At 69.3% G+C, this 23,825-nt stretch carries 8 protein-coding genes and 1 tRNA gene; 2 read left to right on the top strand and 7 right to left on the bottom strand.

Features of this window, described 5'->3' with window-relative positions; genetic code table 11:
- Positions 1 to 26: 26 nt before the first annotated feature.
- The 7 genes from OG225_RS16225 to OG225_RS16195 all read right to left on the bottom strand — a co-directional run bounded on the left by OG225_RS16225 (position 27) and on the right by OG225_RS16195 (position 6,707).
- Positions 27 to 203, bottom strand: a complete 177-nt coding sequence (locus OG225_RS16225; RefSeq protein ID WP_405182416.1) for a hypothetical protein — start codon at positions 201 to 203, stop codon at positions 27 to 29.
- 82 nt (positions 204 to 285) lie between these two features.
- Positions 286 to 2,535: a hypothetical protein gene (locus OG225_RS16220; protein WP_405182415.1), complete on the bottom strand. Its 2,250-nt coding sequence runs from the start codon at positions 2,533 to 2,535 to the stop codon at positions 286 to 288.
- A 3-nt stretch (positions 2,536 to 2,538) separates the two neighbouring features.
- Positions 2,539 to 2,610 (bottom strand) — tRNA-Gly (locus OG225_RS16215).
- Positions 2,611 to 2,869: 259 nt separating this feature from the next.
- Complete coding sequence (locus OG225_RS16210; RefSeq protein WP_405182414.1) at positions 2,870 to 4,243, bottom strand: ABC transporter substrate-binding protein; 1,374 nt, start codon at positions 4,241 to 4,243, stop codon at positions 2,870 to 2,872.
- 447 nt (positions 4,244 to 4,690) lie between these two features.
- Entirely contained in the window at positions 4,691 to 5,158 is a 468-nt protein-coding gene (locus OG225_RS16205; protein WP_405182413.1) for a hypothetical protein, read from the bottom strand.
- 144 nt (positions 5,159 to 5,302) lie between these two features.
- The gene (locus OG225_RS16200) at positions 5,303 to 5,806 is read right to left on the bottom strand and encodes a cupin domain-containing protein (protein WP_405182412.1); all 504 of its coding nucleotides are present in this window, start codon (positions 5,804 to 5,806) and stop codon (positions 5,303 to 5,305) included.
- Between the two features lie 28 nt (positions 5,807 to 5,834).
- On the bottom strand, positions 5,835 to 6,707 hold the full coding sequence (locus OG225_RS16195) for a LysR family transcriptional regulator (RefSeq protein WP_405182411.1): 873 nt from the start codon (positions 6,705 to 6,707) through the stop codon (positions 5,835 to 5,837).
- Between the two features lie 615 nt (positions 6,708 to 7,322).
- Here OG225_RS16195 and OG225_RS16190 point away from each other — a divergent pair.
- Together OG225_RS16190 and OG225_RS16185 are read left to right on the top strand one after the other, a co-directional pair.
- The gene (locus tag OG225_RS16190; RefSeq protein WP_405182410.1) at positions 7,323 to 15,386 is read left to right on the top strand and encodes a type I polyketide synthase; all 8,064 of its coding nucleotides are present in this window, start codon (positions 7,323 to 7,325) and stop codon (positions 15,384 to 15,386) included.
- Between the two features lie 73 nt (positions 15,387 to 15,459).
- Positions 15,460 to 23,820 carry an SDR family NAD(P)-dependent oxidoreductase gene (locus OG225_RS16185; RefSeq protein ID WP_405182409.1) on the top strand — a complete coding sequence of 2,787 codons (8,361 nt, stop codon included), beginning with the start codon at positions 15,460 to 15,462 and terminating at the stop codon, positions 23,818 to 23,820.
- Positions 23,821 to 23,825 lie beyond the last annotated feature (5 nt).

The following is a 23,825-nucleotide window of genomic DNA, read 5'->3' as shown; positions in this document are numbered from 1 at the left end:
CGGGCATCGGTATCGGGGACGGCCGCTCAGGAGTAGTCGCGGAAGGTCATCACGAATCCGACCGCCGCGATCACGAACAGACCGATATAGGCGGCCACCCGCAGCGCGAGCCACGGCAGCTCACGAACGAATAATCCGCTGATCATGGTGGCCAGCAGCATCAGCGTCCCGTAGAACACCGTTCGTTGGGGGTGTTTGCCCATACTGCCGGTATACGCCGATCCTCGAGCCTCGGCGCCGATCGTTCGTGAAACCGGTCGGTGAGCGGGAGTCTGCGCGTCGGGACTATCGCCGGGCGAACGGATTCGGACGCAACCAGTGCGGCTCGGTGGTCCAGCCGAGAAACCGCCGCGATCGGCCCCGGTCGGCCGAACCGGTCCGATCGAAGGCGCCGCCGTCGGCCACCAGGCGCAACCCGTTCAGGGCGGGGGCCAGACGCGCCGCGACATGCGCCGGATGTTCGAGGGCCGAGGAGGCGAGTCCGCCCACGATCGTGTCGCGTTCCTCCGGTGCGCACAGCGACAGATGGAAAAGCATCTGACGCCACGCGTACGCCGCGTCCTTGATGGTGGCGAGCGGGCGTGGATTGTTGTGGACGCGGGCGGTCAGCACACAGACCGTGCGGAAGCAGCGGCGCGTCGACTCCGCCCACCCCGGGGTCGGCGCGACGCCGATCACGTGGACGAGGGTGGCCAGGTTGTGCGTGGTCAGGATCTGGGCTTGCTCGATGACCTTGCCGTTCGCCGCGACCGACGACCCCGTCCCGCCCGCGCGCTCGGCGCACAGTCGCGCGAATTCGGCCGCGCCGTTCGCGCGCGTCGCGAGGGCCCCGACCGCGGCGTAGTCGATGCCGTAGTAACGCTCGTACAGGGTGTCGCCGAGCAGTTCGTGCGCGATCACCGCCGCGTCGAGGAACTTCGGCGTGAAGGTGCCCATGAAGATATCGGCGGCCAGTTCCTCGACCAGCGGCGCGCGCAGTCCGGTGTGGCGGGCGAGCACATCGAATTCACGGACCAGCGGATTGGGCAGGATGGTGCCGGGAAATCCCTGGACCGCGAGTTCTCCGAGTTCGCGCAGCGCGGACCGAACGGGCGCGGCGTCGGTTCGGTGCGCGGCGAGTGCCCGCATCCACGGCAGTTCCTCGACGCGAACCTGATGTTGTAGGTTCAGCAGCAACAGTGAACGCCGGTTGCGGAACGCGCGGTAGGTCGCGGCGACGAGGGTGCGCGCGGCGGCATCCGGATAGGCCGCCGCGGTTGTCACGGCGACCAATTGCGGCACCAGTTCGGCGAGTACCTCGGCGGACGGGATGACGCCGCGCTCGATCAGCGTGCCGAGCGGTGCGCTCAGCGCGGACTCGACGATTCGGCGCAGTGTTGTCGGAAACCGCACTCCCGCAGGGATTCCCGAGACGGACGACTCGGATTCGTCGACGGGGGCGAGCAGCGGCGCGATATCCCGCACGCCCACCTGCTGTGGCAGCTCCGACAGCCGCCGCAGCAGCAGTGCGGCCAGCGCGTGATACGACGGCTGCGCCGTCTGTTCCGACTGGGCGCGGCGCAGTGCGGTGTGCGCGGCGGAACCGGGCAGACCACGGCGGCGGACCATGGACGCGACGGCGTGGCGGAGCAGACCGAGCTGACGCGGGTCGAGTGTGCGTCCGGTGACGACGTCGGCCAGTGCGTCGTGCAGAATCGCGAGATTCTCCTTGGGGTCGCGATGTTTGCCGCACAGCCTGTGCGCGGTCGCGAGAGCGCGGTAGCGGGTGAGCAAGCGGGCAGCGTCCTCCAGCCACGGGCCGTCGGGAGCCTGTTCGAGGACGCGGACGCGCAACCAGTGCGCGAGCAGTTCGTCGGCGAACGGCTGCCAGACCGTGAGCGCCTCGCGCTGGGTTTCGACGGCCCTGTTCGGGGTGCGCGCGGCCAGAGTGCGGGTCACGTCGGAGACGGTGTGCCGGTGCGTGGTATCGGTATCAGGCACGGGTCGCTCGGTCGGGCGCGGCGTGAAGCGCAGTTGGTCGGCGAAGGGTTCGAGAGTGTCGACGAGCTCGGCGGCACCCCGCACATCGCCGACGCGCACCAGCCACGCGACCGTCAGGAGCGCGGACTCTTCGGGGATCGTCACCTCGTATCGGCCGCTGTCGAGCAGTGCGTCGAGTTCGGCCATACCGGCGGCGGTGAGGCTGTGGGCGAACAGTGCCGCACGGCGCTCGGGTACGGCGGCTCGGCGCGCGGCCGCGATCTCGTAGGGTTCGAGCGCGCCGCCCGCGCTCGCCCGGCCGGTGGCGAATCCGCCGCGCACGACATCGAGTGTCACCCATGCCGGGAAATCGGTGGGTGTCCGCGACCCGATCCGCAGCGTGCCGTCGGTGAGGCCATCCAGCACCTGCCACCACTTGCGAATTCGCGATTCCGCGCGATTGCGCGTCGCCGCGTCCCTGTGCGTGACCGCGGTGACGAAAGCGGTTGCCAGCAGGCCACGGGCGTATTCGGAACCTACCGTTGTCGGAAGCTGCTGACCAGCGTCGTCGTTCATAAGCCGACGTGGCGGGTGCCGCCCCCGCGCCCTCCGGGTTGGAAGCCCGGTGCTCTACTGCTGAGCTACACGTCGATGACCGCACTGTAGCCAATGGAAGTCCCGCGCGCCAAAGCCTTTTCGGCCGCCGCGGCCGGGTGATCGACCTACGCCGAGCCCGGCTGCGATCGTGAGGACGACGACGCTCCACAGGCGGGTGTGGATTCCGGCGAGCACAACCAGGCGCCGCGCCCGGATAAGGGCAGGTTGGACCGTGGATTCGGGGACAGCGTCGTCGAATCCGACCTGTTCACACCAGCCCGCCGGTCCTCGAGGACTGGCGGGTCGCGATCGCCTACGTTCGCGCATGTCCGAACGTCGACGACTGGCAGAGTTCATACCTTCGGTTCGTGAATGGGGTGCCGACGGGCTCCGGCCGCCGTAGCGAGTCGACGGAACTCGAGTCGGAGCTCGGTCGACCGAGGAAGCAGATCATCCGAAAGATGTCGGCTGGGCGATTACTTGAGATCGCCGGCGCTCGTGCCGACGTCGGCCAGTGTGGTTGGTGAGCCTTAATTGCCGGTGTACCGGTAGAGGGCGACGTTGCAGGCGGAACAGGCCCTGATCGGGTTTGAAATCGGCTTGCTTCCACCCGGTTGTTGTTGCTTGGACGACGTTGAAGCACTGTGGTGCTGCGTCTTTGTTGGACAGATCGCGGGGGTATGCAATCCGCCGCCGCTCCAATCGGTCTCCCTACCGGCTGCCTCGACCACACACCGGCGGGTGAGTTGACATCGTGCATCTGCTTCATCGCGGGGGAGGTTTCGACGGCCTCGATCGGGACGGCACCGGTCAGGTCGATAATGTTGTTCTGCGATTTTATCGATTGTGCCGCGGCTTGGAGAAACTGGGAGTTGTAGGAGTTGTTGGTCGGGTCGATCCAATCGAGTTTGTAGTCCATGCTGGTCAAGAAGTCCTCCAACTTCGCCGGCTGGCGAAAGTCGCCGTAGAACGCCAAACCTCTGACACCCTTGTTCTTGATCGACTGGGCATAGGGGGTCCAGTCCGAGACGCCGGAGTCCGGGTAGAGATCGCTGTAGGTCACGGTCCCCGCGGCTGCCTCGATCGACTCGATTGCCTTGTCGGCGAGTACTTTGGTGACCGGGGAATCGCCGGTGATGACGCCGATCGCCTCCGCCGAGTTCGGATACGCCTCGTGCATCAGCCAAGTCCGGAAACCGAAGTAGGGTTCGTAGTGCGCGTATGTGCCTGCCAATGCGGTGATGTGAAGATCGGATTGCAGATTCTGCAGCTGTGAGACCTGCGCCGGGAACTCGGGCAACAGGCACGAGAGACGGTCTTTGACGCCGAGTCCGTCCAGGGCGGCGCCACCGCCGACGAGGACGAAGTCCTCTCGGCAGGCATCGAGCATGCGCTGACGCACCTCCATCAGGTTGGTGTCGCGGACTTCGGATACGATCTTCCGTCCATTGATGCCACCGGCCGCATTGCACCACGCGGTGAACACTTTCGCCGCGTCGACGAACTCGGATTGTTTGGTGAATCCGATGTCGCTGAAGACACCGACTTTGATCTCCGTAGCGGTTACGCCTCGGGTTGCGGCACTGGTTGTCGATCCGCTGTGGCAGATGCTCGACAGATCCCCGAAACTTCCTGATTCGGTTGCGTCCGACTCGGCTTCCGTCGCGGGTCCGCTGCGCCCGCGCACCCGGCGGCGAGCATTGTCAACGCTACGAACGCGATGACTGTACGTTTGAGCTTCAAATCTCTCCCTAACGGGCCTCGATGACCTGAATCTCTCTGCTGCTACGGCGATTCTGGTTCGAGTACTCGGTGCTCGGCTGTGGTTCCGTGTCGAGCGTAGTGGAGGGGAATCGAGTTTTGCTGACGTATAACGCCGCGGTTTGCCCCCCGGCGCACCTCGATCCGGCGCAGGAACCGATCAGCGAAATCGGTGATCGCTCTCGGGAAACGGGGGCGAGGGGCGGCACGTATCCGCGTAACGGTATGTCTGACGCGACTGCCCACGACTACCTGTCAACCACTCGCGAATCCTGGATCTGGCCCGAGTTTCGGGTATCGCGCACTGCGGAGCGAGGGTGACCGGGACGCGGATCCGGCGGGAGTCATCGATCCCTCCCACGCGTCCGCGATGTCACCGCGATGACCCGTTGTGCGCTGTGGGTCCCGCCTCGTGCCCGAGACGGCCGCGAGTGCGGCGATCCTCCTTGAGTTCGGCTTCGTAGATATGCCGAACCCCGTCGGCGAGTTCCTCGCGGGCGGCGCGTTCGACTGCGCGGAACGCCGACCAGTAGCCGTCATCGAACTCCTCGACGACCTGGAAGGTCCACCGTCCCTCGAGCACGTTGAGGCCGATCAGTTCTTCGCGAATGCGCCGCGCCCATCCGTCCTGCCCGGCCGCTTCCAGCGAATCCGCGGCATCGGAGAGCATGAAGTCCGCGCCACCGATCAATTGATGCATCGAGTACAGATGGCCACGGGCTCGCTCGACGGTTTCGAGGGCTTCGGACAGCTTGCCCAGCGCCAGCACGGTCTCGTCGCTGACACCGTCGGGACGAACATCCACCGACGATTTCGCTATCGGCCATTCGTGGTGTTCCATCGCGCACCCCTTCGCCTCGGCAGTCGGTTACCGACCGGCTACCCATCCGGTGCTCGGGCAAACCGACCGACCGACCGGACGCGCGCGCGTCCGGTCCGCGGCGATCGACCGTGTACGCCGTCCTGGCGGAAGGGTTCGGCGCGGCTACTCGGCGGGTTCGGGATGCCGATGGATGGGATCGACCCAGTAGACGGCGTCGGGCTTCTCCACCGGAACGATATCGAGATCGACCACGACCGCCTCGCTGTCACTGCGCACCAGCACGCATTCCAACGGTTCGTCGGTACTGGCGTTGATCTCCTGGTGGGGAACGTAGGGCGGGACGAAGATGAAATCGCCCGGATCGGCCTCGGCGACGAATTCGAGCCGCTCGCCCCAGCGCATACGCGCGCGCCCGCGCACCACATAGATGACGCTTTCCAGCGCCCCGTGATGGTGTGCGCCGGTCTTGGCGTCGGGATGGATTGTCACCGTCCCGGCCCAGATCTTCTGGGCACCCACCCGCGCGGCATTGATGGCCGCCGCGCGGTTCATGCCGGGTGTCTGCGCGGTATTCGGATCGAGGCTATCGGCCTTGATCACCCGCACGCCGCTGTCCCGCCAACGCTGCTCGTCGCTCGTGTCGGGGCCGGGTTCGTTCGCGGTCATTGGTCGATTCTCCGTCTCGGGCGGTTGGTCACGCGACTCCCTTGAGTTGCCGTTCGGTCACCGATCGGTAATGGGTGGTGATCGCCTCGACCGCGGTGAGTTCGATATCGGGGCCGAGTCCGCGCCTGGCCACGAGGCGGACATCGATGCAGCCCATCGCGGGCAGGTCGCTCACCTCGGTGAGGGTCTGCGGAATCGCGGCGTGGAACGGCAGCAACGCGATGCCCAATCCGGCCTGAGCGGCGGCCATGACACCGTCGAGCGTGCCGGACTCGGCCGCCACGGTGACGTCGTAACCCAGTTCGGCCAGTCGGTGCAGCGCCCGTTTGCGCAGACTGCACGGCTCCTCGAACGCGACCAGCGAGATCGGCCCCGGCGACAGTCGCCAGTCCGGCGAGGCGACCCATCTCAGTTGCAGTTCGCCGACCTCGGCGCCGAGCGGTTCGGCGCTGCCGCCGAGTACCACCGCGAGATCGAGGGCGCCCTTGATCACCGATTCGGCGAGGCTGGTCGACCTGTCGATCCGAAAATGCAGGTACACGTCCGGGTACGCGCCGCGCAGGACACCGAGCAGTTCCGGCAGCAGTCGGTCGGCGGCGTGTTCGGTCGACCCGATGGAGATCCGGCCGGGATTGGCGGCGACGAACCGCTCCAACAACCGGTCGTGCGCCCCGAGCAGGGTGCGCGCCTCGAGCACGAACCGCTCCCCATCGGACGTGAAACGCGAACCACGACCGTCTTTTTCGACGAGAATCCGCTTCAACCGGCGCTCCAGCAGTCGAACATGCTGGCTGACCGTCGGCTGGCTCAGGTGCAGCGCGTCGGCCGCACGCCGGAATCCGCCGGTGTCGGCGATCGCCACCAGAGTCCGTAGGTGCACAAGGTCCAAGGGATCTGCCATGCCGCTCATCTGCCTCCGCGTAGACATCCGGTTGCCATCACAGTCCTACACCGGGCCTGCGGTACGGACACTTTGAATCTGTGAGATCGAAACATTCGATTCGACAAGGCATTCGAGCCGGACGCGCGGTCGGTCGAAGTCGGGGAGCGCGGCGAACCGATTTCCCGCGCGGCTCCCGCGCCGGGATCCCGAATATGGTTCCGGTGCAGTGCCTTACGAATGTCGAGATCTCGACGTGACAGTGCGACCGCTGGATCCGGCGCCGCGTCCGGGTGCGGGGTTCTCGCGTCGGTCGGCTCGGCCTTTCACGCATTGTGAACCAAATGCTTATGGATATGAATCCGATCGACTACCTGCCTGTATTATTCGGGTCGCGGGGTGAGAAATGGATCGTGTCGCGCGATAGCCGTCGAATTCGATCGGAATTCCGGATGGACGCGTATCGAACTTTCCGATCCTTCTCACGACAGTCACTGTGCCGCAGGCGATTACGCTTGTGACCGGGTGATGCGAAGTCGGAGCTTGTCGAGTTGTCAGCACTTCGGAAGTCACCGGAACGTGTGGGCGATCGATGTTTCCGGAATGCGCGCTATTCCCCCGATCAAAGGAAGATGAATGTCTGTGGCTGAAACACCAGGGAATGGGTCGGACTTTGTTCCGGTCGCCGTGATCGGACTCGCGTGCAGGCTGCCGGGCGCGAACGGTCCCGCCGAGTTCGAGCGGCTCCTGCGCCGCGGCGAGAGTGCGATCGGAACGCCGTCGGCCGGTCGCCTCACGGCGGATCCTCGTATCGAAGGACTCGTCGGCGGCTTCCTGGACAAGGTCGACGAGTTCGACGCCGAGTTCTTCGGCATCGCCCCGCGCGAGGCCGTCGCGATCGACCCTCAGCAACGCCTTCTGCTGGAATTGGCTTGGGAGGCAGCCGAAGACGCGAATATCCCGATGACCGCGCTGCGCGGTTCCGACACCGGCGTGTACGTGGGCGCGATCGCGAGCGACTACGCCGCGCTGGTGCAGGAGGCCGGTGACGCCGCGCTCACCCGCCACACCCTTACCGGGTTGAGTCGAGGAGTCCTCGCCAACCGCATCTCCTACACCTTCGGTCTTCGCGGCGCGAGCCTGACCGTCGACTCCGCGCAATCCTCCGGTCTCGCCGCGGTACATCTGGCATGCGTCGGCCTCGGCGGCGGCGAGTCGACGACGGCCTTCGTCGCCGCCGCGAACCTGAATCTCGGCCGTGGCAGCGCGGTGACGGCGCAGCGGTTCGGCGGCGTATCCGCCTCCGGTCGCGCCTCTGTGTTCGACGCCGCCGCCGACGGCTATGTGCGCGGCGAGGGGGCGGTGGTACTGCTGCTGAAATCGCTGGACCAGGCGCGGGCCGACGGCGACCGCGTCCACGCGGTGATCCGTGGCACCGCGCTCAACAACGACGGCGCGAGTCCCGGGCTGACCGTGCCGACGGCGGCCGCGCAGGCGGCGGCCATCGAGCGGGCACTGCGGCGGGCGAATCTGCGCGCCGAGGATGTGCGGTACGTCGAGTTGCACGGGACCGGTACCAAAGTCGGCGACCCGATCGAAGCCGAGGCCCTGGCCATCGCCATCGGTCGTGCGCGATCCTCGGACGACCCGCTGCTCGTCGGTTCGGTCAAACCGAACGTCGGGCACCTCGAAGGGGCGGCGGGTCTGGTCGGGCTGCTGAAAGCCATTGTGAGCGTGCGCGGTCCGGAGATTCCGGCGACGCTCAACCACGATCGTCCCCATCCCGACATCGATCTCGCGGGGTCGAACCTGCGTGTGGTCACCGCCGCCGAGCCCTGGCCGCATGCCGATCGACGGGTGATCGCGGGCGTCAGCTCGTTCGGAATGGGCGGCACGAACGCCCACGTGGTCATCGAGAAAGCCTCGGCGAGTGCAGAACTGGATGCGGCGGTGGTGGTCGCCGACACGTCGAGGGTCGACTCGCGGCCCGGGGACGTGACACCGTTCGTGATCTCGGGGGTGTCGGCCGCCGCGTTGACGGGTCAGGCGGCGCGGCTGGCCGAATTCGCCGCACGCGATGACGCGGACCTCACCTCGATCGCCTCCGGCTTGGTCCGTGACCGTGTCGTCTTCGGGACGCGCGGTGTCGTGCTCGCCGCCGACCGAGCCGCCCTGATCGCGGGGGCGATCGGGCCGGCACAGGGTCGGACGGTTCCCGGAATCGTTGTCTCGGCCGGGGCCGTGGGAGGCGTCGGCGTCGTCTTCGGCGGACAGGGAAGTCAGCGGGCAGGAGCCGGAGCGGTTCTCTATGAACGGTTTCCGGCCTTCCGGGCGACGTTCGACGCGGCGGCTTCGGCGTTGGACCGGCATCTGGCGGGTGCGGTCGAACATACGGTGCGCGAGGTGGCGTTCGGTGCCGACGGCACGGCGGGACTGATCGATGCCACGGTCTATACGCAGGCGGTCGTCTTCGCACTGGAGACGGCGCTGTACGGCCTGTTGCGGTCGTGGTCGATCGAGATCACGGCGATCGCCGGGCATTCGATCGGTGGCGTGGTGGCGGCGCATGTGGCGGGTGTGCTGTCGCTGGATGACGCCGCGCGATTGGTGGCGGCCAGGGGCAGACTCATGGGCTCACTGCCGTCCGGCGGAGCCATGATCGCCGTCGAGGCCACCGAAGTAGAAGTGCTGGAGACGATTTCGAGCGTCTCGGGCGGCGCGCACCGGGACGTGTCCATCGCCGCCGTGAACGCCCCGCGCGCGGTGGTGATCTCCGGTTCGGAGGATGCGGTCACCGGGGTGGCCGAGGCGCTGTCGGCGGCCGGGCGGCGGACCAAACGGCTCGCAGTCTCGCACGCGTTCCATTCGGCATCGATGGAACCGGTGCTGGCCGAATTCGAAACGGTGGTCGCCGGATCGACGTTCGCCGAACCGCACGGCCCCGTCGTGATCTCGGACGTCACCGGCAAGGTGGTCACCCGCGCCGAATTGGCAGACCCGACCTACTGGACACGGCACCTGCGCGGCACGGTCCGCTTCGCCGACGCCGTCGCCACCATGCGGGCACTGGGCGTCGGGGTGTTCGTGGAGGCGAGTGCCGACGCTGTGCTGGCCCCGTCGGTGTCGGCCGAACTCGAGCGGTCGAGTGGTGCCGTCGCGGTGATCCCGGCACTGCGCAGAGGCCGAGACGAGATCGCCACGATATCGACAGCCGCCGCGACCGTGTTCACCAACGGTCACCATGTCGACTGGGCGGAGATCGTCCCGCGAGCACGACGAATCCAATTGCCCACCTACGCGTTTCAAAGGCAGCGATTCTGGATCGACACCCCTGCGCAGGCTCGACCTGCCGCGGCGGCGATACCAGACCTGGCAGATGCGGTCGACGGGGTTGCCGGTCCGGCGGTTCGCGCGAACTCCGATGTCGCGGCTGTCCCGGTTCGGCCCGGCGTGACGGAACCGTCTGTGGATGCGGTCTTGGACCTGCCGGTGCCCGTGGACTCCGCCGTCGAGGCCGCCGGGACTCTGCCCCGCGTGACGGAACTTGCCACCGCTGCGATCCGCCCCGGTGTGGCAACTGCGACACCGGCAACGGACGAGGCACGGGCGAACGCCTCCGTCGAGCCCACGGGGTCCATCACCCCGACCCCCGCGCTGGCGGAAGCGGTGATCGGCACGACCGCCGCGGTCCTCGGATACGCCGACCCCTCGGCGCTTTCGTCGGACCGGACTTTCAAGGAACTCGGCCTGGATTCGCTCGGCGCCTCCGAACTCGCCCGGGGACTGAGCGGAGAACTCGGGATCCGAATCGCCGCGACAGCGGTCTACGACTTCCCGACACCGGCCGCCCTCACGGCGCATTTGAACGCCCGACTATCCGGAACGGTTCCCGACGATTCGGACACGGTCCACGACGAGCGTGCCAGACCGCACAACTCCACCGACGATCCGATCGCGATCGTCGCGTTGAGTGGACGGTTCCCCGGTGCGGACACACCGGAAGAACTCTGGGATCTCATCGCGGGAGGGGGCGAGGCCGTGGGCGACTTCCCGGACGACCGCGGCTGGGATCTCGCGGCACTGTTCGACCCGAGCGGGACCGAATCCGGGTCGAGCTACGTGCGGCACGGTGGATTCGTCAGGGAAGCAGCATATTTCGACGCGGCCTTCTTCGGTATCTCGCCGAGGGAAGCAGCCGCGATGGATCCGCAGCAGCGGCTCGTGCTGGAAGCGGCGTGGGAGCTGTTCGAACGGGCGCGCATCGTGCCGGGGGCGCTGGCGGGCAGTCGCACGGCCGTGTACCTGGGCGCTACACCGCAGGAGTACGGGCCCCGGTTGCATCAGATGCCCGACGTGGCCGAGGGATACGGACTGACCGGCTTGTCGCCGAGTGTGCTGTCCGGGCGCGTCGCGTATACGTTCGGCCTGGCGGGACAGGCGATCACCGTGGACACGGCGTGCTCGTCGTCGCTGGTGGCGCTGCATCTGGCGGTGCGGGCGCTGCGTGCGGGCGAGGTGGATCTCGCGATCGCGGGCGGGGTCACGGTGATGTCGAACCCCGGCATGTTCACCGAATTCTCGCGCCAGCGCGGGCTGGCTCCGGACGGTCGCTGCAAGGCGTTCGCGGCGGGGGCGGACGGGACCGGTTGGGCGGAGGCGGTGAGTCTGGTGCTGGTGGAGCGGCTGTCGGACGCGCGGCGGCTCGGTCACGACATTCTGGCCGTGGTGCGCGGTTCGGCGGTGAACCAGGACGGGGCGTCCAACGGTCTCACCGCGCCCAACGGTCCCGCGCAACAGCGCGTGATCCAGGAGGCGCTCGCCGATGCCGGGCTGCGCGCCTCGGATGTCGACGTGGTGGAGGCGCACGGGACGGGAACCGCGCTGGGTGACCCGATCGAGGCGCAGGCACTGCTGGCGACCTACGGCCGTGATCGGTCCGAACCGCTGTGGCTCGGTTCGCTGAAGTCCAACATCGGACACACCCAGGCCGCCGCGGGCACTGCGGGACTCACCAAAGCGGTACTGGCACTGCGTCACCGGACGATTCCGGCGACGCTGCACGTGGACGCGCCGTCGCCACACGTGGACTGGTCGGCCGGCGCGGTCCGGCTGGTGACCGAGCCCCGACCGTGGCTGCCGGGCTCGCGCCCACGCCGAGCGGGCATCTCCTCGTTCGGGATCAGCGGCACCAACGCCCACGTGATCATCGAAGAAGCGCCGATCGCGGCGAACCCGCCCGTCGAACCCCCAGACGAATTCCACGGCGGCCACCTGCCTTTCGTGATCTCGGGTGGCTCGGCGGAGGCGCTGCGCGCACAGGCCAAGCGGCTGGCGGACAGCGATCTCGGGTCGAATATCGCGGAGTTCGCGTCCGCCCTGGTCCGGGACCGAACGGTGTTCGGGACGCGGGCCGTGGTGACGGCCGACGGTGTCGGCGATCTCGTGGCGGGTCTGACCGCGCTGGCCGACGGGCGTTCGGTGCCCGAGGTGACAGTCGGCCCCGCGACCACCGCAGGCGGGAAGGTGGCCGTCGTCTTCGGTGGACAGGGCAGCCAGCGCGCCGGTGCCGGTCGCGAACTGTACGAGCGCTTCCCGGTGTTCCGCGCGGCCTTCGACCGCGCCGTGGAACTGTTGGACGGTCATCTCGACGGTGTGGGGCGGTACTCGATCCGCGATATCGCGTTCGGCGCTGCCGGAACCGAGGGGCTGATCGATGCCACGGTGTTCACCCAGCCCGTGATCTTCGCGGTGGAGACCGCGCTGTTCCGGTTGATCGAATCGTGGGGTATCGACGTCGCCGTCGTGGCTGGCCATTCCATCGGCGGTGTGGTGGCCGCGCATGTCGCGGGCGCGCTGTCGTTCGAGGACGCGGCGCGACTGGTCGCGGCCAGGGGGCGGTTGATGGGATCGCTCCCCTCGGGCGGCGCGATGGTCGCGGTGGAGGCCACCGAAGGCGAAGTACTCGAGGCCATCGCGCGCTCGGTGGTCGACCGTCGCGGCGGCGGGATCTCGATCGCCGCGGTGAACGGTCCACGGTCGGTGGTGATCTCGGGGGCCGAGGCGGCCGTGGAAGCGGTCGCCGCCGAGTTGTCCGCCGCCGGGCGCAGGACGAAACGACTCCCCGTGTCGCACGCGTTCCACTCCTCGCTGATGGAACCGGTGCTCGCGGATTTCGAAGCGGTCGTCGCCGGATTGTCTTTCCGCCCGACGGATCTGGTGCTGGTCTCCGATTCGACCGGGGAGTTACTCACCGACGACGAACTCGCCGATCCGCGCTACTGGGTGCGTCATCTGCGCGGCACGGTCCGATTCGCCGACGCGGTGCGCACCGCGCGGGACGCCGGCGCGGAATTATTCCTCGAACTCGGCGCGCAGGCGGTTCTGACGCCGACGGTGTCGAGCACGTTGGAGGAACACGATCGCGGCGGTGTCGCGGTCGCGGCATTGCGCGGCGATCGTGCCGAGACAGTCGGCCTGCTCCGTGCGGCCGCCACGGTCTTCACCCGCGGCCACGATGTCGACTGGACCGCGATCGTGGCCCCCGCGCGTCCAATCACTTTGCCCACCTACGCGTTCCAGCGACAGCGATACTGGTTGGACGCCCCGCCGACCACCACGCCTGTCGAGAATCACCCAGGCGACGGCTGGTTCTGGGAGCGCGTCCGTGCGCACGATGCCACCGCACTGGCCACCGAACTCGGCGTCGACGCGGCGAACGCGCCGTTGAGCGCGGTATTGCCCGCGCTCGACGCTTGGCGAAGCCGACGCCGCGACGGCGAGACCCTGGATTCGTGGACCTACCTGGTGCGGTGGCGTGCGATCTCGGTGGCCGGTCCGCGACCCTCGCGAGGAGATCGCTGGCTCCTCGTCGCCCCCGGTACCGGCAGCGCGAACACGTGGGCCGCGGCCATCACCGAGACACTGGAGCGATTCGGCGCTACCGCGTCGACCGTATTCGTCGATCCCGAGGCGGATCGGGCCGATATCGCGACGGCCATCGCCGCCCACGAAGAGCCGACCAGGATCGTGTCACTGCTGCCGCTCGCACCGGATTCGGACGCGCGGGCGACCGGTGTGGCGCTGGTGCGAGCCGTAGCCGATCTCGGCCTGACCGCCGACTTCCGCGTGGTCACCTCGGGCACTGTCGCCGTCGTCGCGGACGAATCCGTTCGCGAACCGTGGGGGGCATGGCACTGGGCCTTCACCGCCGCCGCGGTCGCCGAGGGAGCCGTGCGCGGCGGTGGACTGGTCGACCTGCCTGCCGCGCCGGACGACGCACTCGCGGCCCGCGCGGTCGAGGCACTGTCGAATACCGTCGGCGAACGGGAACTCGCTGTGCGCGAGGGCGGTACGTGGACCAGGCGGCTGGTTCGGGCAGCCCCGCACCGCCCGACCGCGCGAGTGTGGCGTCCGACCGGGACGGTCCTGATCACCGGCGGCACCGGGGCGCTCGGGGCTCGGGTGGCCCGCAGACTCGCGAGCAGCGGCGCGACCGATCTGCTGTTGGTGAGCCGACGCGGACTCGACGCCCCCGGCGCTCGCGACCTCGTCGACGAACTCGAACGACTCGGCGCGCACGCGACGGTGGCCGCCTGCGATATCGGCGACCGATCCGCCCTGTCCGCCGTCCTGGCCGACATTCCCGAGGAACGGCCACTGACCGATGTGGTCCATACCGCCGCCGTACTCGACGACGCGCTGATCGACGGGCTCGACCGCGAACAGATCGAGCGGGTCCACCGGGTGAAAGCGGGCGGCGCGGAACACCTGCACGCGCTGACCGCGCATCTGCCGCTGTCCTCGTTCGTGCTGTTCTCCTCGGTCACCGGGACCGTCACCACGGCGGGGCAGGCCAACTACGGTCCCGGCAACGCCTTCTCCGACGCGTTCGCCGAGTACCGCCGCTCGCTCGGACTACCCGCCACCGCGATCGCCTGGGGCCACTGGGACGGTGCGGGGATCGCGAATCCGGAGGCGCAAACCCATTTGCGCAGAGCCGGTCTGCGACCCATGGACCCGGAGCTGGCGATCGACGCTCTCGAACGCGCGGTCACCTCGGACGACACCCGGGTCGTCGTCGCCGACGTGGACTGGACCGCGACGGCACGCACGGCCCACGCGCGGCTGGTCGAGGACCTGCTGCCGGTCACCGGCGACACCGACGACCCGCCGACGCACACGGACGGATTCGCCGCGCGGATCACCGACACCGACCCGGCCGAGCGCGGACGCGCCGTTCAGGTGATGGTGCGCACCGAAGTGGCCGCCGTGCTCGGATTCGGCTCGGCGGCGGCTGTCGCCGACGAACGGAGCCTGCGCGATCAGGGTTTCACCTCGCTGTCGGCGATGGAACTGCGCAACCGCCTGCGGGAGGTCACCGCGCTCGACCTGCCCGCGACCGTCGTCTTCGACCACCCGACGGTCCCCGAACTCGCCGATCTGCTTCTCGGCCTGCTGATTCCGCACACGCCGACGGTGCTGGAATCGGTGCTGGGCGACCTGGAACGGATCACCGCTCTGCTGTCGGGCGCTGACCTCACCGACGACGAACGCGCCGTCGCGGCGGAGCACCTGCGCCGCGTGGTCGATTCGTCGGCGCTCACCCCGACGGGGGCGGCGGTCGGTCGCGCCGTCGAGTTGTCGACAGCGACGGACGACGACCTGATCGATTTCATCGGCACCGAACTCGGCATCTCCTGATCTGGCACACCGGATCTGGCACACCTCGGGCAGTGGCGCCCGGCTCCACGCGTGGATTTCGAAAGGCACAGCTGTGAACGACGTTGCGAACGACGAGAAACTCCGACATCTGCTGCGGCGGGTGAGCGCCGAGTTGTACAAGACTCGGGAAGAATTGCGTTCGGTCACCGAGGCCGAACACGAGCCGATCGCCATCGTCGCCACCGGATGCCGATTCCCCGGCGCCGACTCGCCCGCCGCGTTCTGGGACCTGCTCGCACGCGGTGCAGACGCGCTCAGCGAATTCCCCGAGGATCGCGGCTGGGATACCGCGGGGCTCTACCATCCCGACCCCGAACACCTCGGCACCTCCTATACCAGGCGGGGTGGATTCATCGACGGCGCGGCCGATTTCGACCCCGACTTCTTCGGCATCTCCCGTCGCGAAGCGCTCGCCGTCGACCCGCAGCAGCGCCTGCTGTTGCAGACCACCTGGGAGGCCTTCGAATACGCGGGTATCGACCCGAAGACCCTGCGCGGCAGCCGTACCGGCGTCTACACCGGAACGAACGGGCAGACCTACGTCACCGGGCCGGGTCACGTGCCCCCGGCCGTTGAGGGCTATCTCGTCACCGGTACCGCCGCGAGCGTGCTGTCCGGACGGATCGCCTACACGTTCGGATTCGAAGGCCCCGCGCTCACCGTCGACACCGCGTGCTCGTCGTCGCTGGTGGCATTACATCTCGCGGTGCGGGCGCTGCGATCGGGCGATATCGACTTCGCCGTCGCGGGCGGTGCCACGATCATGTCCTCGCCGTCGATCTTCGTCGAATTCTCGCGGCAGCGCGGGCTCGCGGCCGACGGCCGGTGCAAGGCGTTCGCGGCGGGCGCCGACGGCACCGGATGGGCGGAGGGCGTCGGCGTCGTGCTGGTCGAGCGACTGTCCGACGCGCGACGGCTCGGGCATCCGGTGCTCGCCGTCGTGCGCGGCACGGCCGTGAACCAGGACGGGGCGTCGAACGGCCTGACCGCGCCGAACGGTCCGGCGCAGCAACGGGTCATCCGCGAAGCGCTCGCCGATGCGGGACTGAGCGCGTCGGACGTGGACGCGGTCGAGGCGCACGGGACCGGCACCGCGCTCGGCGACCCGATCGAGGCACAGGCCCTGCTCGCGACCTACGGACAGGAGCGGTCCGAACCGCTGTGGCTGGGCTCGGTCAAATCCAATATCGGGCATACGCAGGCCGCCGCGGGTGTGGCGGGAGTGATCAAAACCGTTCTCGCGCTCCGGCATCGGGAACTGCCGCCGACCTTGCACGTGGACGCGCCCTCGCCGCTGGTGAACTGGGAGTCGGGCCGTGTCGCCCTGCTGTCCGAGAAGCAGGTGTGGCCGGAGACGGGCAGACCGCGGCGCGCGGCGGTATCGGCGTTCGGTGTGTCGGGGACCAACGCGCACGTCATCCTCGAGCAGGCGCCCGATATCGTCGCGCCGGAAACGGTTTCGCCGGGGGCGGCCGGGGTCCTGCCGTTCGTGGTGTCGGCAGCGACGGCGACGGCACTGCGGGCACAGGCTCGGCGACTCGGCGCGTTCGTGACCGGCCTCGGCGAACCCGATCCGCGTTCGGTCGCCTCGTCCCTGGTGCGTGAGCGCGGTGTATTCGGGTCACGCGCGGTGGTGATCGCCGCGGACCGGACGTCGCTGGGGTCGGCGCTGGACACTCTGGCCGACGGCGTGGTCGCCCCCGGTGTGATCCTCGCCCCCGATGCCGCTGTGTCCGGTTCGGTGGGTGTCGTCTTCGGTGGTCAGGGCAGTCAGCGGGCGGGTGTCGGAGCGGACCTGTACGCCCGATTCCCCGTATTCCGTGAAGCGTTCGGCGCGGCGGTGACGGCGCTGGACCGGCACCTGGGTGACGCGGTGGAGTTCTCGGTCCGCGCGGTCGCCTTCGGTGAATCCGGCATCGACGGACTGATCGATTCGACCGTCTACACGCAGTCGGTGGTCTTCGCGGTCGAGGTCGCGCTGTTCCGGTTGATCGAATCGTGGGGTGTCGAGGTCTCGGCCGTGGCGGGCCATTCCATCGGCGGCGTGGTGGCGGCGCATGTCGCCGGTGCGCTCAGCCTCGAGGACGCGGCCCGATTGGTGGCCGCGCGCGGTCGGTTGATGGGTGCGCTGCCGGTCGGCGGCGCGATGGTGGCGATCGGCGCGACCGAAGCCGAAGTCCGCGAGGCGATCTCGCGATCGGCGGGTGACACGTCGGAGCGGGTGTCGATCGCCGCGGTGAACGGGCCGCGGGCCGTGGTGATCTCGGGCTCCGAGGTCGAGGTTCTGGACCTGGCGGCCGAACTCGCGGCGGCGGGCACACGGGTGAAGCGGCTGGTGGTGTCGCACGGCTTCCATTCGCCGCAGATGGATCCGGTGCTCGCCGAATTCGAGAGTGTCGTCGCCGCGACCACATTCTCCGAACCGACCGGTGCGACGCTCATCTCGGATTCGACCGGTGCGATCCTCACCGGCGCCGAACTCGCCGACCCGACGTACTGGGTGCGGCATCTGCGCGGCACGGTGCGCTTCGCCGACGCCGTACGCACCATGCGCGAGGCGGGAGTCACCGCGTTTCTGGAGTTGGGGGCGGGCGCGGTCCTGACACCGTCGGTGTCGGCGACACTCGACGAGACCGGTACCGACTGGGGTGTCGCGACGGCGTCGGTGCGTAAGGGCCGCGACGAGGTGTCGACGGTGCTGTCCGCGGCGGCGACGCTGTTCGTCCACGGTCACCGCGTGGACTGGACCGCCGTCGTGCCGGTCGCGCCGCGGGTCGAACTGCCCACCTACGCCTTTCAGAACGAGCGATTCTGGGCGACGGTGGAGACCACGCACGGGACGGCACGCGGCGGACATCCGCTGCTCGGCTCGCCGCTGCTGCTGGCCACCGGGGACGGTGCCGTCACGACCGGACGACTCGCCACGACCATCCAGCCGTGGCTGGCCGACCACGTGGTCGCGGGAAACATCTACGTGCCGGGTACCGTGCTGGTGGAATCGGTCGTTCACCTCGCCGATTTCCTCGCCGTCGACACCGTCGACGAACTGATCATCGAGTCCCCGCTGATCCTGCGCTCCGACGCGGTCCTCGACGTGCAGGTCGCCGCGCGCCGGGTCGGCGCGGAATTCGCCGTCGAGATCCATTCCCGCCCCTCGGACGACCCCGATGCCCGCTGGACCCGCCACGCGGTGGGAAAGATCCTGGCACGGGACGGGAATCCGGCGCCGACGACGGGTCCGTGGCCGCCCGTGGGCGCGACGATCCTCGACACATCGGACGCCTACGACCGGCTGCGTGCGACCGGACTCGACTACGGACCGCTGTTCCGCGGACTCGGATCCGCGTGGCGGCACGGCGACACGATCCACGCCGAAGTGGCGCTACCGTCGGATACGCCGAGTTCCTACGCGGTCCACCCGGCCCTCTTCGACGCGGCGCTGCACCCGATCGCTCTGCTCACCGCCGACGCCGACGCGCCGCGAATTCCCTTCGTGTGGAACGGAGTCCGCGTCCGTGCCGCCGGCGCGGCGGCGCTGCGAGTGAGTTTCACCGTCACCGACGACGGCCTGCGCGATCTGACCGCGACCGACAATGCGGGACTGCCCGTCCTGTCGGTGGACTCGCTCACCCTGCGAACCGCGGCTGCCCCGCGTCCCGCGCTCGACGACGGCCTGTTCGAAGTGAGCTGGATCGAGCGCCCGACGGGGAACACCCGTTCGTCGACACCGATATCCGGGGTCGCCGACACGGCGTCGGGTTCCTCCGCCCACGCGGCGCTGGCCGCGCTACAGGCGCACGACGGCGTCGAACCTCTGATCCTGCCCACCCGTGACGCGGTCGCCGTGCTCGACGGTGACCGGCCGGATCTCGAGTCCGCGCCGGTCTGGGGGCTGGCGCGGGTCGCGGCCGCCGAACGTCCGGGCACGGTCGTGGTGATCGACACCGACGGCACCGACGCGTCGGCCGCGGCCTTCGATCGGGCCGCCGCCGACGCGCTGGCGGCGGGGGAGTCCCAGCTGGCCCTGCGAGAAGGCCGAACCTACGTGCCGCGCCTGACGCGCTCGACCGAGAGTGCGCCGCGTCCGGGGTGGGATCCGGACGGCACGGTCCTGGTGACCGGCGGCACCGGCGGCCTCGGCGCGCTGCTGGCCCGTCATCTCGTGACACGGCACGGTCTCGGGCACCTGCTCCTGGTCAGCAGGCGCGGTTCGGCGGCGCCGGGCGCCGATCGACTCGTCGCCGACCTGCGCGCGCTCGGTGCCCACGTGCTGGTCGTCTCGGCCGATATCGCCGACCGCGCCGCCGTGGAACGGGTCGTGGCCGCCGTGCCCGCCGAACACCCGTTGACGGCGGTGGTCCACACCGCGGGCATCGTCGACGACGGTGTCCTGGAATCGGTGACACCGCGACGTCTCGACGCGGTGCTCGCTCCCAAACTCCACGGGGCACGCCACTTACACGAGTTGACCCGCGACCAGAATCTGGCCGCCTTCGTGCTGTATTCCTCGGTCGCCGGGCTGCTCGGCACCGCGGGACAGGCGGCCTACGCGGCGGCCAACACGGGCTTGGACGCCCTCGCCGCGCAGCGCCGCGCGGACGGACTGCCCGCCACCGCGCTGGCCTGGGGTCTGTGGAACGAGACAACCGGTGTGACAGCCCATCTCACCGACGCCGACCGGGACAGGCTGGCCAGGCAGGGGGTCCGCGCCCTCGACACCGACACCGCGCTGGCACTGTTCGACGCGGCGGTCTTCCACCGCGATCGCGCGCTGTTGGCCCCGGCCCCGCTGGACCTCGCGCGATGGCAGGGCGCCGATACCGCGCCGCCGCTGTTGCGGGCGTTGATCCGTCCACCCCGCCGCCGCGCCGACACCGAATCACGCACCGCCGATACGGGACTGGCGGGACGGCTGGCCGCGCTGCCATCCGAGGAGCAGGCGAGCGTGCTGCTCGACCTGGTCCGCCGCGAAGCCGCCGCCGCACTGGATCATCCGGACCCCGTGGGTATTCGCGGCGATCGCGGACTGGCCGAACTCGGCCTCGACTCCCTGACCGCCGTCGACCTGCGCAACCGTCTCGCCGCCGCCTCCGGTCTGCGCCTGCCCGCCACCCTCACCTTCGATCACCCGACACCCGAGGCCATCGCGGCACACCTGCGCGAACGCCTGCTCGGCACCACCGCGACCGGGACGGCCGTGGCCCACGGCACCGGTGCCGACACCGATCCCATCGTGATCGTCGGTGTCGCGCTGCGCCTTCCCGGTGGCATCGAAAGTCCCGAATCGCTGTGGCGACTGCTGGAACGCGGCGGCGACGCGGTCTCGGAATTCCCCGACGACCGGGGCTGGGACCTGGCGACGCTCTACCACGAGGATCCGACGACACCGGGCACGTCCTACACCCGCCACGGCGGATTCCTCACCGACGCGGCCGATTTCGACGCCGGACTGTTCGGGATGTCGCCGAGGGAGGCGCTCGCCACCGATCCGCAACAGCGGCTGCTGCTGGAAACCTCCTGGGAGGCGCTGGAACGGGCCGGGATCGACCCGACCTCGTTGCGGGGCAGCCGGACCGGCGTCTTCGCCGGAACGATGTACCACGACTACGCGCCGCATATCCAGGACGCCCCCGCCGACCTGGAGGGATACCTGGTCAACGGCAGCGCGGGCAGTATCGCCAGCGGTCGCATCTCCTACACCTTCGGATTCGAAGGCCCCGCCATCAGCGTCGACACCGCGTGCTCGTCCTCGCTGGTCGCCCTGCACCTGGCCGCCCAATCACTGCGTTCGGGGGAGAGCGATCTGGCGTTGGCGGGCGGGGTCGCGGTCATGTCGAGTCCGGCGACCTTCGTCGAATTCTCCCGTCAGCGCGCCCTCGCGCCCGACGGCCGGTGCAAGGCGTTCGCGGCGGCGGCCGACGGCACCGGATGGGGCGAAGGCGTGAGCATGCTCGTGCTGGAACGACTCTCGGACGCGCGGCGGGCGGGTCATCCGGTGCTGGCGGTGGTGCGCGGGTCGGCGATCAATCAGGACGGTGCGTCGAGCGGGTTGACCGCGCCGAACGGACCTGCCCAGCAACGCGTCATCCGACAGGCGTTGGCCAATGCCGGACTGTCGGCGTCGGAGGTGGACGTGGTCGAGGCGCACGGCACCGGCACCACACTCGGCGATCCGATCGAGGCGCAGGCCGTCATCGCCACCTACGGCGCGGAACGCACCTCGGACACACCGCTGTGGCTGGGTTCGCTCAAATCCAACGTCGGCCACACCCAGGCCGCGGCGGGTGGCGCGGGCATCATCAAAATGCTGCTCGCGCTGCGCAATCGGGTACTGCCCGAGACACTGCACGTGGACGAGCCGACCCCGCACGTGGACTGGTCGGCGGGCACGGTCCGGCTGCTCACCGAGGCGCGCCCCTGGCCGCGTGCGAATAGGCCACGCCGAGCGGGTATCTCGTCGTTCGGTGTGAGCGGCACCAATGCCCACGTCATCATCGAGGAACCGCCGACACCGGAACCTCGTCCCGCGTCGCCCGACGACGCGGCGGAACCACTGCCGTGGATCCTGTCCGCGCACAGTCCCGCCGCATTGCGTGGACAGGCGGTGGCACTGGCCTCGTACCTGCAATCGCGCCCCGAGGTGGACGCCGCCGATATCGCGCGCACGCTGGTCGAATCCCGTGCCGCCCTCACCGAACGGGCCGTGATCCTGGGCGCCGACGACACCGAACTGCGCGCGGGCCTGAACGCCCTCGCGGCCGGTGAACCGCTGCCCGAGCACATCGTGCGTGCGAGCGCGGAGGTCGCGGGCAAGACGGTCTTCGTCTTTCCGGGCCAGGGCGGGCAGTGGCCGGGCATGGCGGCCGAGCTGTACCGGACCGCGCCCGTATTCGCGCGCCGCCTCACCGAATGCGCGAAAGCACTGGAACCGCATGTGGATTGGCCGCCGCTGGCGGTCCTGCTCGGGGATTCGGAGGTCGACATCGACCGGGTCGACGTGGTGCAGCCCGCGCTGTGGGCGGTGATGGTCGCCCTCGCGGCGCTGTGGCGGGCGCACGGGGTCGTGCCGGACGCGGTCGTCGGCCATTCGCAGGGGGAGATCGCCGCCGCGGTGGTCGCGGGCGCGCTGTCGGTCGAGGACGGCGCCCGGGTGGTGGCACTGCGCAGCAGGGCGATCGCGGCGGGTTCGGCGCCCGGCGCGATGGCGGCGGTATCGCTGTCGGAAGAGGCCGCCGCCGAACTGGTGCGCGACGGCCGGATCTCGGTGGGCGTGGTGAATTCCCCGACCTCGGTGGTGCTATCCGGCGAAGTCGCCGCGATCGAGGAGACACTGGCGCGACTGGACGAGGACGGGATCCGTCATCGCAGGGTCGCCGTCGACTACGCGTCACATTCGGCCGCCGTGGACGCGTTGCGCGGTGAACTCATCGACCTTCTCGCGCCGATCGCGCCGGGAGTCGGCGAGATTCCGATCCTGTCCACGGTGACCTCGGGGTGGATCGAGGGCACCGCGCTGACCGGCGAGTACTGGTTCGACAACCTCAGGAACACCGTGCGATTCGAGGCCGCAACCCGGGAACTCGTCGGGCACGGATACCGGTCCTTCCTCGAGATCGGCCCGCATCCGGTGCTCTCCGGGGCGATCGAGGAAACTCTGGAAGCCGTGGACGCGCCCGCGACGGCCGTCGTCGGCACGCTGCGTCGGGACGAGGGCGGGCCGCGCAGGTTCGCGATCTCGCTGGCGTCGGCGTACGCCAGGGGTCTACCGGTGGACTGGACCGTCTCGCTGGCCGAGCGCGGACAGCGGATCGACCTGCCCACCTACGCGTTCCAGCGCACCCGCTACTGGATCGACGCGGACCGATCGGCCTCGCGCCGAGACGATCGCCGGACGGGTTCGACATCCGTAGCGGAGCAAGCGTCGGTGCCGCCGACGATCCTGCGCTTCACCGGCCTGGACGGCCCCGCGCGGCGCACGGCGGTGCTCGAGCTGGTCCGCGGTGAGACCGCGGCGGTGCTCAAACACGCCAGCGGTGCCGAGGTGAGCACGACCAGGGCTTTCCGCGAACTCGGTCTCGACTCGCTGACCGCCGTCGACCTGCGCAACCGACTGCGCGCGGCGACCGGGTTGTCGCTCCCGGCGACGTTGATCTTCGACCACCCCTCACCCGAGGCCGTGACCGATTACGTGGTGTCCGCGCTGCCCGCCGACACCCCGAGCGGACCGACATCGCTCGACGACGTGCTCCGACTTCTCGAAACATCGCTGACCATGGCCGACGTCGGCAGCGATGCCATCGCCGACCGGTTGCGCGCACTGGCCGATCGCCTCGCGGCCGAACCCGATATCGAGTCGGTGGATCTGGATTCCGCCTCCGACGACGAACTGTTCGACTTGGTAGACAGGAACTGACGGCA

This window comes from Nocardia sp. NBC_01377, assembly GCF_045040005.1.
GTDB lineage: Bacteria > Actinomycetota > Actinomycetes > Mycobacteriales > Mycobacteriaceae > Nocardia > Nocardia noduli.
Note: the sequence above shows the minus strand (reverse complement) of the source record. Positions and strands in the feature narration are given on the sequence as shown.

Excerpts from the sequence above, each read along its gene's own strand:
- OG225_RS16225 (WP_405182416.1), bottom strand. The coding sequence starts at position 203 with ATGGGCAAACACCCCCAACGAACGGTGTTCTACGGGACGCTGATGCTG.
- OG225_RS16220 (WP_405182415.1), bottom strand. The coding sequence starts at position 2,535 with ATGAACGACGACGCTGGTCAGCAGCTTCCGACAACGGTAGGTTCCGAA.
- OG225_RS16205 (WP_405182413.1), bottom strand. The coding sequence starts at position 5,158 with ATGGAACACCACGAATGGCCGATAGCGAAATCGTCGGTGGATGTTCGT.
- OG225_RS16200 (WP_405182412.1), bottom strand. The coding sequence starts at position 5,806 with ATGACCGCGAACGAACCCGGCCCCGACACGAGCGACGAGCAGCGTTGG.
- OG225_RS16195 (WP_405182411.1), bottom strand. The coding sequence starts at position 6,707 with ATGGCAGATCCCTTGGACCTTGTGCACCTACGGACTCTGGTGGCGATC.
- OG225_RS16190 (WP_405182410.1), top strand. The coding sequence starts at position 7,323 with ATGTCTGTGGCTGAAACACCAGGGAATGGGTCGGACTTTGTTCCGGTC.